Origin of the sequence: Candidatus Methylobacter oryzae (assembly GCF_003994235.2) — a bacterium.
Taxonomy (GTDB): domain Bacteria; phylum Pseudomonadota; class Gammaproteobacteria; order Methylococcales; family Methylomonadaceae; genus Methylobacter_A; species Methylobacter_A oryzae.
In genome coordinates this window covers 106,816-117,444 of record NZ_RYFG02000117.1, presented here as the reverse complement: position 1 = coordinate 117,444, position 10,629 = coordinate 106,816, and the positions used below count along the sequence as shown (strand labels likewise).

Genomic DNA, 10,629 nt, shown 5'->3' with positions numbered 1-10,629 from the left:
TATTTTTCTTATCACGGGCGGGCCTTCCGTTGCCTAGGGTTAGTTCATGCCTCATATTCTATACCGGCTGTCAATGCGTAAGTTCTATATAACTATTTAGCCGCGGATCGATACAGATTTAACGGGTTACTGTTGTTTAATCTGTGTTGATCCGTGTCAATTCGTGGCTTCATCATAGTTACAATCATTTGCTGTAAAGCCCTGCAAATCCCATAAATGCCAGCGATAAAATCCCGGCGGTAATAAATGCAATCGGCGTGCCCGCGAATAATGCCGGGACCGCCATTAACGCCAACCGCTCTCGCAACCCGGCAAACAGTACCATCACCAGCGTAAAACCGAGCGCTGACCCGAAACCGAAAATCATGCTTTGCATAAAACCGTATTGCTCTTGCACATTCAGCAATGCCACGCCCAACACCGCGCAATTGGTCGTAATCAGCGGCAGGAAAATACCCAGTATTTGATACAACACCGGACTGGTTTTATGCACGACCATTTCGGTGAACTGCACCACGGCGGCAATGACCAGGATAAAAGCCAGTATCCGTAAGAACTCGATATTAAAAGGCGCCAGGATGAAATGTTCCAGCATCCAGCTGGTCATTGCCGCCAGCGTTAACACAAACGTTGTCGCCAACCCCATGCTCAATGCCGAATCCAGCTTCTTCGACACGCCCATGAACGGACACAGCCCAAGAAACTTTACCAAAACCACGTTGTTGACCAGAGCCGTGCCTAATAAAAGTAAAAGATATTCGCTCACTGTTTTTCCCAGTCTATTTTTAGGGTTGTTTGCAAGAATCCAAGCATCAATTATGCCAATTGCGGGAACAGCCCGTTTATCGCTCAATATGGCCGGCAAAACATGCCAAAGCGGTGCATAAAAACTGTTGGAAGTGATACATCCCGACACCGATAAAAATATCTGTGTCGTAAACCCTACAATGGCTTTTAACGTACCTGCTCCCGGCGGCTCCAATACTTCCGCCATCCATGGCAATCGTACCGATTGCGACACTTCTGAACTCCATGGACGGAGGAAATTCCGAGGACTGCCGAGAACCGTCTCGGCCGCCATCCCTGGAGATCAGAAGTGCCGGAAGGTCTAACTGCCTGCATTACTTCGTTCCCACGCAGCGCCTGGGAACGAGAAATCAAGACCGCGAATGTTGGCTCTATATTTGCTTAAGGAATTCCAAAGCCTCTTACACCCGGCCAACAACTATGAAAAAAACTTCATTGCGATTTTTACAAACCCACACCAACATGGCGAGCGTCATCGGCGAACTTGCACCCGATTTATTCGGTGACGGACACGTATTTAAAAATGACGAGATGCTTTACAGCCTGTTCGTCGAAACGGTTGAACAAGTACCGATAGCCATCTCCATTACCGATAAAAAAGCCAAAATTCTTTATGTAAACCAAGAGTTTTGCAATGTTACCGGATACCGGACCGAAGACATTCTGGGCGAGAACGAATCGATATTATCGGATAAATGTACCCCCAGAGAGGTCTACCGGGATTTATGGCGCACCATCAGCTCCAAAAAAATATGGCGCGGAACTTTATGCAACCGGCATAAATCCGGTGAACGTTACCTGTCCGACTTGACCATTGCACCAATGTTGAACAGCTCCGGAATGATCACGCACTACATCGGCATGCACCGGGACATTACCAAGCCGTACGAATCCGAAAAGAAAGTCATCAATCAAAAATTATTGATCGAGTCGGTCATTAATTCATCGCCGATTGCGATGGTGGTACTTGACGACCGGGACCGGGTTATTCTCGATAATCATAACTATAAAGCCCTGGTCAGCGATCTCGATAAAGGCGAACCTGCAACGTACTTTTTACAACTGCTGCGAGACGAAATGGGTGATTTATGGTCGCAGCTACGCAGCAAACAACAAGGCTTTAACAACCGTGAATTCAAAATCGAAAGCAAAGGAAGCCACAAAACCCGCTGGTTTTCCTGCGCCGGAAACTGGGTTATCGAAAATGAAGTCAATGCCGACGCTTTTTTTGAGAACACCTCGAAACAGTACCTGATACTGACATTAACCGACATCACCCGCCAACGCCGGCAAATGGAAGAACTGCATATCCAAACCTTAAAAACCGTGATGGCGGAAGATGAGCGCGTGCGCGGCATTCGGGAAACGTTGCTCGGCGCAATGCACCAAATTCAAATGCCGATGAACCAAATTAGGGCGGCCGAGCAAATCTTGCGGCACAAAAAGGACGATCAACACGCCGGCCTATTGCAAATCTTGCAACAAATTCAGCAGTCCGGCGAAGAAGCGGTCACGACGATGCAAAAGTGCATTCCCGAGATTCTGCAAACAGCGGTTATCCCGGTGAACATTAACCAAATCCTGCATGAAGTGCTGCTGCTCAGTAACCAGCGGATTTGTAGTAACGATATCGAAGTGCATTGGCAACCGTTGTCCAAATTGCCGGCCATGCTGGGCTCCGAAAATCGCCTGCGTATCCTGTTTAAGCAATTAATAGACAATGCGATTGAAGCGATCCGCGAATCGCACGGCGCCGAACAACGGATCAAGATCGCGACCGATACCGATGCCGACTTGATTTACGTCAGCATTGAAGACAGCGGCACCGGCATTCCGGTTGAAAAGCGCGCCAAAGTATTCGAGCCTTTCTATACCACCCGCGCGATGGGCGGTCATCAAGCCGGCATGGGCCTGGTTATGGCGAAGGAAATCGTCAACCAGCATCACGGCTTTATTGAAATAGACCCGGACTACAATCAGGGATGCCGGTTCAAAATAAGTTTTCCTCTGCACAGACAATTATTTAAAGGGGTAGGCAATGACTGAACGTATACAACTGATCGAAGCTGAACTTGATACTTTGTATATCATTAGTCAGGTTTTAAACAGCACTCACGACCTGCATGCCAAACTACAGGCGGTTTTAGAGATACTGCATAAACGCTCGGGCATGCGCTCCGGCATGATCACACTGCGCGAAATTGAAAATAGCAGCATGATTGTCAGCGTCGTACACACCAACAACGCCAATAAACGTACCGAGCCGGTCAGGTATAACCCGGGCGAAGGCTTAATCGGCGCCATACTTGACGAAGGCAGCACGATCGTCATCGAAAAAGTCTCCGAAGAACCGCGCTTTCTAGGCCGCACCGGCCTATACGATCCCGAGCTGCCTTTTATCGGTTCTCCTATTTATATCGAAGACGGCGACACGATCGGCGTGCTGGCTGCCCAGCCGGATAACAGCCAATTTCTGGGCGAACGCGCCCGCTTCATGGAGATGATCGCCAACCTGATCGCGCAAAGCGTCAAAATGTTGCGGGACATCGAGCGCAAGCAACGCCATCTGCTCAGCGAGCGCGATCAGCTCAAACAAGCGTTAATCAAGAATTACAGCTTTGAAAACATTATCGGCCATTCGCCGCCGATGCTGAAAGTATTCGACCTGATCCGCCAGGTCGCCAAATGGAACACGACCGTATTAATCCGCGGCGAATCGGGCACCGGTAAAGAAGTCGTCGCCAATGCGATTCACTTTAACTCCGGCTGCGCCAGCGGGCCTTTTTTAAAACTCAATTGCGCCGCCCTGCCCGACACCTTGTTGGAATCGGAGTTATTCGGCCACGAGAAAGGCGCGTTCAGCGGCGCGGTCAGCCAACGTAAAGGCCGCTTTGAATTAGCCGACAACGGCACACTGTTTTTGGATGAAATCGGCGAAATTTCCGCCTCGTTCCAGGCCAAACTGCTGCGCGTGTTGCAAGAAGGCGAATTCGAACGGGTCGGCGGTACGCAAACGATTAAAGTTAACGTCCGCATCATTGCCGCAACCAATCGCAACCTTGAAGAAGAAGTGACGAAAGGCGAATTCAGGGAAGATTTGTATTACCGGCTTAACGTGATGCCGGTCCATATGCCGCCGTTGCGCGACAGGACAGAGGACATTCCGCAGCTCTCCGAGTTCCTGCTGCGCAGAATCTCGGAGCAGCAAGGCGGACGGCCGTTGGAAATCAAGGAAAGCGCGATACGCATACTGATGAAGCACACTTGGCCCGGCAACGTCCGCGAACTGGCGAACCGGCTGGAACGCGCGGCGATTATGAGCCAAAACGGCATTATCGACCGTGACGTGATGGTCAGTACCGGATTGGAAGATGAAATCGGCACGGCGGTTAATCTTAAACCGCAAAAAACGCCGCCGATCGATTTTAACGATGAAAACATGGACGACCGGGAGCGGGTCATTGCGGCTTTAGAGCAAAGCGGCTGGGTGCAAGCCAAAGCTGCGCGCTTGTTGAACATGACGCCAAGGCAAATCGCTTACCGGATTATGACCTTGGATATTACGATGAAGCAGATTTGATTACGGCTATTCCCAAGAAAAAACATAGTCCACGAAAAGCACGAAAGCCACGAAAAAAGTATAGTTGGGAAAATCTTGTTAAAAGCTTCTTTCGTGCTTTTCGTATCTTTCGTGGACAATTCTTTTGGATATTCCCAAAATATTCGGAGCAACAATGACTATTTTATATGTGCAACACGATTACGCCGTATTCGGCTTTGGAGAAACCCGGAAAGAAGCCATCGAGATGGCCGCGCAATGGCTCAAAGACGAAACCGGTAAACAAGGCTGTTCGTTTGAGTATGCGGAAAGCTTGCTGGTAATGTCCCCCAAACCCGGCCAGATGACGCTATACCAGACCGATGAACACATTCCCGGCAATGCCGAGAACTGGGGCGGAGAAGCGCTTTTGGACTGGTATTACGATGTGGCTTGAGTTTGACAAATATGTAAGACTGTAAAAATATTATGAAAATCAGTTTAAAAACCTAATCACCACGAAGACACGAAGTTTTTATTTCTTCGTGTCTCGGCAATTGCTCCTGCATTGCTAAGCCACAAGGATGTGGTGAATTCTTTATTTTGTTCTAAAGCGAATACTTTCACAGTCTCATGCACAACCCAAGCAATTATTGCGTTCCCGGACAAGGAGCAAAGCTGCATGACGGCGGCACACGGCCTACATAGGAACCGTCGGGACACAATTTGGCATCTTGCGTACAATAGACCACCTCGGTAATACAACTTTGGGTTGGTTTCACCGAATAGGCAGTAGTCTGCGGATTGGGATGAATAGTCTGCAACTGCCTTATAAAAGCGTCGAGGTCTTCCGCCTGCGCATGCGGAGAGGCCTCGACACAGCCTGAGAGTCCGCCCTCAACCCCGTAGCCGGATACAACGAATTTATCTATAACGCCCTTGGCAACCGCATGGCCAATTACCTGACGGACAGTTTCGTAAGCGGGCACATCAACTGGCGGACCGATACCGGAAATGCTGATTTCAACCGCACGGTCCTGCGCCAATACGGGTTGGCCTGTCAATAACGCCAACAAGAACATAAAAAAATAGCCTGATTTTTTCATAAATTCCCCCGAAATAAATTGGTTAAAACAAAGGAAAAGATCAGCCTGGAATAAAGTCCGTATCGTTTAGGCAAGCTAATGATACGCCTTCAAATTTATAATCAACTCGGTAACATTGCTTACCTTGTGCGGTAGAGAATTTGCGCGGATTAGACCTTCCAGGTTTTTACTGGAACCGCTCCCAGCCGCTCCAGTAAAAACCTGGAAGGTCTGCCTATCGGCTTTTTTGATGAGCGTAACGCGTGGTGACGAGGACATAACGATGTTATCATTAAACACGGAAACTTACTCAGGCACTGCCGGAGTGCAGGCTTCGCCTGCCAAGTACAAGCAAAGCTTGCACTCCAATAATCCCCACTGAGGTATTGAAAAAATCGCAGTCTCGATATTGTGACTAACAATCAGCCGGAACACGCGCTGATTCAGCGCGTGTTCCGGCAAAATCACCCCTTATTACCGATCACTCAACTTGGGAAACGTCTCTGACAGCCCCTTTCGCGGCTGAGGTTGTCATCGCGGCATAGGCCCTTAGCGCGGCCGAGACGACTCTTTCCCGCTTGACCGGTTTCCAGGCCTGCGTGCCTTTAGCCACCATCGCAGCCCGGCGGCGTTCGAGTTCTTCTACCGTCACCGTCAGATGGATGCGGCGATTAGGAATGTCGATTTCTATCGTATCGCCCTCTTCCACCAGACCGATCGCGCCGCCTTCCGCAGCCTCGGGCGAAGCGTGGCCGATACTGAGACCCGAAGTGCCGCCGGAAAAACGTCCGTCGGTCAGCAACGCACAAGCTTTGCCCAGGCCCTTGGATTTAAGATAACTGGTCGGGTATAGCATTTCCTGCATGCCGGGGCCGCCCTTGGGGCCTTCGTAACGAATCACGACCACGTCGCCTGGCTGTATCCGGTCGTTCAGGATACCGGCGACCGCGTCGTCCTGGCTTTCGAAAATACGCGCACGGCCGGTAAACTTCAGGATACTGTCGTCGACGCCGGCAGTCTTTACGATGCAGCCGTCCAACGCGATGTTACCGTGCAATACTGCCAGGCCGCCATCCTGCGAATAGGCATTGGCTTTATCGCGGATACAGCCGTCGACGCGGTTGTCGTCCAGAGCCGGATAGCGCGCCGACTGCGAGAAAGCGACGGTAGTCGGGATACCGCCGGGCGCGGCCCGGTAGAATTCTTTGACGCTTTCGTCCCGGGTGCGCTGGATGTCCCACTGTTCCAGCGCGGCCGCCATGCTTGGCGCATGTACGGTCGGCACATCGCGGTTGATGACGCCGGCACGGTCCAGTTCGCCCAAAATGCCGATCACCCCGCCGGCGCGATGCACGTCTTCCATGTGATATTTTTGAGTGGCCGGAGCGACTTTCGATAAACAAGGCACCCGGCGCGAAATCGCATCAATATCCGACATCGTAAAATCGACGCCGGCCTCGTGCGCCGCCGCCAGCAGATGCAATACCGTGTTGGTGGAACCGCCCATCGCGACATCCAGGCTCATCGCGTTTTGGAAGGCTTCGTAAGTAGCGATCGAACGCGGCAGCACGGAGCTGTCGTCCTGTTCGTAATAACGTTTGGCCAGTTCCACGATCAGGCGGCCGGCACGCAAAAACAGCTGTTCTCTATCGGCATGCGTAGCGACCAACGAACCGTTGCCCGGCAGCGACAGCCCCAAAGCTTCGGTCAGGCAATTCATCGAGTTGGCCGTAAACATGCCGGAGCAGGAACCGCAGGTCGGACAAGCGGAGCGCTCCACTGCGGCCACTTGTTCGTCGCTGATTTTATCGTCGGCAGCTTCCACCATCGCATCGACCAAATCCAGTGCGCGGGTTTGGCCGTTCCAGTTCACTTTGCCGGCCTCCATCGGGCCGCCGGAAACGAAGATCACCGGTATGTTCAGGCGCAAAGAGGCCATCAACATTCCGGGAGTAATCTTGTCGCAGTTAGAGATGCACACCAATGCATCGGCGCAATGGGCATTGACCATGTATTCCACGCTGTCGGCGATCAAATCGCGGCTCGGCAGCGAATACAGCATGCCGGAATGGCCCATCGCAATACCGTCATCGACGGCGATGGTGTTGAATTCCTTGGCTACGCCGCCGGCTTTTTCAATCTCGCGTGCGACCAGTTGTCCCATATCTTTCAGATGCACATGGCCGGGCACAAACTGGGTGAAGGAATTAGCCACCGCGATAATCGGCTTGGTGAAATCCTCCTCTTTCATGCCGGTGGCACGCCAGAGCGATCTGGCGCCGGCCATATTGCGGCCGTGGGTGGTGGTGCGGGAACGGTATTGTGGCATGGTGAACCTCGGAGGAAATTTTCATTAATGGAACGTAATAGCCGGTAATTTTACTGTAATCGGGCATCCGGCTCCACAAGTATGGTTGTTGGTGGGTTTGGGTGATGCTGTAAGCTGTAAAAAGCGCATCAGGAAGACTGTAGCTTGAGGTGGGTTGCCATGCGCATTTATTAACCAACGCGATATAATCCGGTTCGCCCTAATCGCAACCGAGTACAAAGTCATGAGCATCGATTATCACACCATGATTACCATTGAGCCCGGCAAACGCAGCGGCAAGCCCTGCATTAGAGGCTTGCGGATTACCGTTTATGACGTGCTTTCCTGGCTGGCCGACGGCATGGGCCGCACTGAAATTGTCGAAGACTTCCCCGAGTTAAATCACATAATTAGCAACCCCTTAATCTTAGTAAAGTGCTGATCTTTCGTATAAACAGGCATACCTTGCTGAAAAGCAACAGCCGCAATCCAAATATCATTGGTAGGAATTGGCGTTCCATTGTTTTTTAGCTGATCAAGAATCAAACAGTAATACTCAGCTGTCTACTCATCGATACTGTATAGCGTAACTCTGGGTGAATCAAGAAACTGGTTGAGTTCCTGTCGGTTGATTTTTTCTTTATTTCCCGCCTTAAAACCGGAAAGTAGTTCGCCTATTGAGATTGCGGTAATGCCGATATGAGCAACTTGCTGAAGGGTTTCAATTATTTCGGTATCGCCGCGCATAGCGTGGGAGTAAATATTGGTATCAATCAATAAAGCGTTCATTTCCAAAGCTCATCATCAATTTGAGATTCCTCGTCAATTTTTTCCTGAATCTTTTGAAATTCGCTATCCGTCCACTTTCCAAAAAGAAAATCCAAGTCATGGTATTCCTGGGTGAACTGCTTTTTTTTATGTAACCCTGTATGTTCTTTTAATACATCAAGCACCAGTTGATTGACGCTCTTTCCGCTCGCTTGCGCTTGTTGTTTAAGGATTGTTGCCAGGTCGGGATCGATTCCGCGTATAGACAGGTTGCTCATATTTGCCCCTTATATAAATGAATGCAGCTTGCTTGCATGTTATGAATGCTCTGGAGGTTTGTCAACAGAGGCCTAGAGGGACAATTGACTCACCAAAATCATTGTCCCATTAATTACAAAACCCAAAAAAATGACTGTTGCGTTTGCAACAATCCAGCCCAAAAACAAAATAATTACACTTACATATCAACAAGATAAATCCATTGGCACGACCTGTGCATTTGCTTTTGAGTAAATACAACTTACGAGGTCGATGCGATGCAATTACCAGTATTAAACGATGCCCCTGCGGCGAAAAAAGGCGGTTGTTCAGCCAGTTCTTGCGGTTCAACCGACAATCAAATGGATTCATTGCCGGATTCGATACGGGAGAAGGTACAAAATCACCCCTGCTATTCGGAAGATGCCCACCATTATTTTGCCCGGATGCACGTAGCTGTGGCTCCGGCTTGCAACATCCAGTGCCATTACTGTAATCGCAAATACGATTGCGCCAATGAATCGCGGCCAGGCGTGGTGTCCGAATTGCTGACGCCGGACCAGGCCGTTAAAAAGACGATGGCGGTCGCGGCGACTATTCCGCAAATGACGGTGTTGGGCATTGCCGGCCCCGGCGATCCGTTAGCCAATCCCGAACGCACTTTTGAAACCTTCCGCCGCTTAAGCGAGGAAGCGCCGGATATTAAGTTGTGCGTATCAACAAACGGCTTGGCCCTGCCCGATGCGGTCGAGGAATTGTCCAAGCACAATATCGATCACGTCACGATCACGATCAACTGCGTCGATCCTGAAATCGGCGCGAAGATTTATCCGTGGATTTACTGGCAAAACAAACGCATTAAAGGGGTCAAAGCCGCAAAAATCCTGATCGAACAACAACAAAAAGGCCTGGAAATGCTGATCGCCAAAGGCATTTTGGTCAAAGTCAATTCGGTCATGATTCCCGGCGTAAACGACCAGCATTTGGCCGAAGTCAGCAAGGTTGTTAAGTCCAAAGGCGCGTTTTTACACAACGTGATGCCGCTGATTGCCGAAGCCGAGCACGGCACTTTCTACGGCGTAATGGGGCAGCGCGGCCCTACTCCCGACGAGTTGCAAGACCTGCAAGACAGCTGTTCCGGCGATATGAACATGATGCGCCATTGCCGCCAATGCCGCGCCGACGCGGTCGGCATGCTTGGCGAGGATAGAGGCGACGAGTTTACGCTGGATAAGATTGAAGACATGGAAATCGATTACCAGGCGGCGATGGAAAAACGCAAAGTAATTCATCAAGCCATACAGGCTGAAATGGACAGCAAGCGTTTGGAAAAAGCCGAAAAAGCGGCACAGCATAAACAAGAACCCAAGCTGACTACGCGGCCGGTATTGATGGCGGTGGCAACCAGCGGCCAAGGCGTGATTAACGTGCATTTCGGCCATGCCAAGGAATTCCTGATTTACGAAGCATCGCCGGACGGCGTGCGCTTTATCAGTCATCGCAAAGCCGACCAATATTGCGGCGGCGATACGACTTGCGGCGACGGCGAAAGCACGTTGCAGGTGACTATCCGGGCATTGGCGGGCTGCGAGGCGGTGTTGTGCTCGAAAGTCGGCTATGAACCTTGGGAACAATTGGAAAAAGCCGGCATTCAACCGAACGGCGAACATGCGATGGAGCCAATTGAAGAAGCTGTAATGGCGGTTTACAAAGAGATGGCGGCGGCAGGCAAGCTGGATGAAAAGCCTGAAACCGTTAGAGCGAGTGCGTAGCTCCCGGGTTTTGCCCGAAAAGTTTGAGCCGAATTAAATCGCTTAGACAACGCAAACGCTGGTTTCGCCTGGGTTGCCTGCCTTTCAATTCCA

Annotated in this window: 10 protein-coding genes; 5 read left to right on the top strand and 5 right to left on the bottom strand. The window is 50.7% G+C overall.

Features of this window, described 5'->3' with window-relative positions:
- Positions 1–184 precede the first annotated feature (184 nt).
- On the bottom strand, positions 185–766 hold the full coding sequence (gene rsxA / locus EKO24_RS19025) for an electron transport complex subunit RsxA (RefSeq protein WP_127029626.1): 582 nt from the start codon (positions 764–766) through the stop codon (positions 185–187).
- A gap of 461 nt (positions 767–1,227) precedes the next feature.
- Between rsxA and nifL the strand changes: the two genes are divergently transcribed.
- The 3 genes from nifL to EKO24_RS19010 all read left to right on the top strand — a co-directional run bounded on the left by nifL (position 1,228) and on the right by EKO24_RS19010 (position 4,802).
- Positions 1,228–2,853 carry a nitrogen fixation negative regulator NifL gene (nifL, locus tag EKO24_RS19020; RefSeq protein ID WP_127029590.1) on the top strand — a complete coding sequence of 542 codons (1,626 nt, stop codon included), beginning with the start codon at positions 1,228–1,230 and terminating at the stop codon, positions 2,851–2,853.
- Positions 2,846–4,387: a nif-specific transcriptional activator NifA gene (nifA, locus tag EKO24_RS19015; protein WP_127029591.1), complete on the top strand. Its 1,542-nt coding sequence runs from the start codon at positions 2,846–2,848 to the stop codon at positions 4,385–4,387. The genes nifL and nifA overlap by 8 nt, the downstream gene beginning before the upstream one ends.
- Positions 4,388–4,541: 154 nt before the next feature.
- Complete coding sequence (locus EKO24_RS19010) at positions 4,542–4,802, top strand: hypothetical protein (protein WP_127029592.1); 261 nt, start codon at positions 4,542–4,544, stop codon at positions 4,800–4,802.
- Positions 4,803–4,995: 193 nt separating this feature from the next.
- Here the strand turns inward: EKO24_RS19010 and EKO24_RS19005 are convergent, their stop codons facing one another.
- Both EKO24_RS19005 and ilvD read right to left on the bottom strand, forming a co-directional pair.
- A complete protein-coding gene (locus EKO24_RS19005) occupies positions 4,996–5,451 on the bottom strand; it encodes a hypothetical protein (RefSeq protein WP_241674700.1) in 456 nt (151 codons plus the stop codon).
- Between the two features lie 460 nt (positions 5,452–5,911).
- A complete protein-coding gene (gene ilvD / locus EKO24_RS19000) occupies positions 5,912–7,759 on the bottom strand; it encodes a dihydroxy-acid dehydratase (protein WP_127029593.1) in 1,848 nt (615 codons plus the stop codon).
- Positions 7,760–7,982: 223 nt separating this feature from the next.
- Here ilvD and EKO24_RS18995 point away from each other — a divergent pair, with 223 nt between their 5' ends.
- Positions 7,983–8,180, top strand: coding sequence for a DUF433 domain-containing protein (locus EKO24_RS18995; protein ID WP_127029594.1), 198 nt, complete (start codon positions 7,983–7,985; stop codon positions 8,178–8,180).
- A gap of 122 nt (positions 8,181–8,302) precedes the next feature.
- On the opposite strand, the gene EKO24_RS22935 is transcribed toward EKO24_RS18995, so the two are convergent.
- Positions 8,303–8,527 carry a PIN domain-containing protein gene (locus EKO24_RS22935; protein ID WP_206667313.1) on the bottom strand — a complete coding sequence of 75 codons (225 nt, stop codon included), beginning with the start codon at positions 8,525–8,527 and terminating at the stop codon, positions 8,303–8,305.
- Positions 8,524–8,784 (bottom strand): antitoxin, encoded by a 261-nt coding sequence (locus EKO24_RS18985; protein WP_127029595.1) that lies wholly within the window; start codon positions 8,782–8,784, stop codon positions 8,524–8,526. The genes EKO24_RS22935 and EKO24_RS18985 overlap by 4 nt, the downstream gene beginning before the upstream one ends.
- Before the next feature lie 258 nt (positions 8,785–9,042).
- Between EKO24_RS18985 and nifB the strand changes: the two genes are divergently transcribed.
- On the top strand, positions 9,043–10,536 hold the full coding sequence (gene nifB, locus EKO24_RS18980) for a nitrogenase cofactor biosynthesis protein NifB (protein WP_127029596.1): 1,494 nt from the start codon (positions 9,043–9,045) through the stop codon (positions 10,534–10,536).
- Positions 10,537–10,629 lie beyond the last annotated feature (93 nt).

Bases quoted from the DNA above. Each gene is read 5' to 3' on its own strand.
- EKO24_RS18995 (WP_127029594.1), top strand. From the start codon at position 7,983: ATGAGCATCGATTATCACACCATGATTACCATTGAGCCCGGCAAACGC.
- nifB (WP_127029596.1), top strand. From the start codon at position 9,043: ATGCAATTACCAGTATTAAACGATGCCCCTGCGGCGAAAAAAGGCGGT.
- ilvD (WP_127029593.1), bottom strand. From the start codon at position 7,759: ATGCCACAATACCGTTCCCGCACCACCACCCACGGCCGCAATATGGCC.
- nifA (WP_127029591.1), top strand. From the start codon at position 2,846: ATGACTGAACGTATACAACTGATCGAAGCTGAACTTGATACTTTGTAT.
- EKO24_RS19010 (WP_127029592.1), top strand. From the start codon at position 4,542: ATGACTATTTTATATGTGCAACACGATTACGCCGTATTCGGCTTTGGA.
- EKO24_RS19005 (WP_241674700.1), bottom strand. From the start codon at position 5,451: ATGAAAAAATCAGGCTATTTTTTTATGTTCTTGTTGGCGTTATTGACA.
- EKO24_RS22935 (WP_206667313.1), bottom strand. From the start codon at position 8,527: ATGAACGCTTTATTGATTGATACCAATATTTACTCCCACGCTATGCGC.
- EKO24_RS18985 (WP_127029595.1), bottom strand. From the start codon at position 8,784: ATGAGCAACCTGTCTATACGCGGAATCGATCCCGACCTGGCAACAATC.
- nifL (WP_127029590.1), top strand. From the start codon at position 1,228: ATGAAAAAAACTTCATTGCGATTTTTACAAACCCACACCAACATGGCG.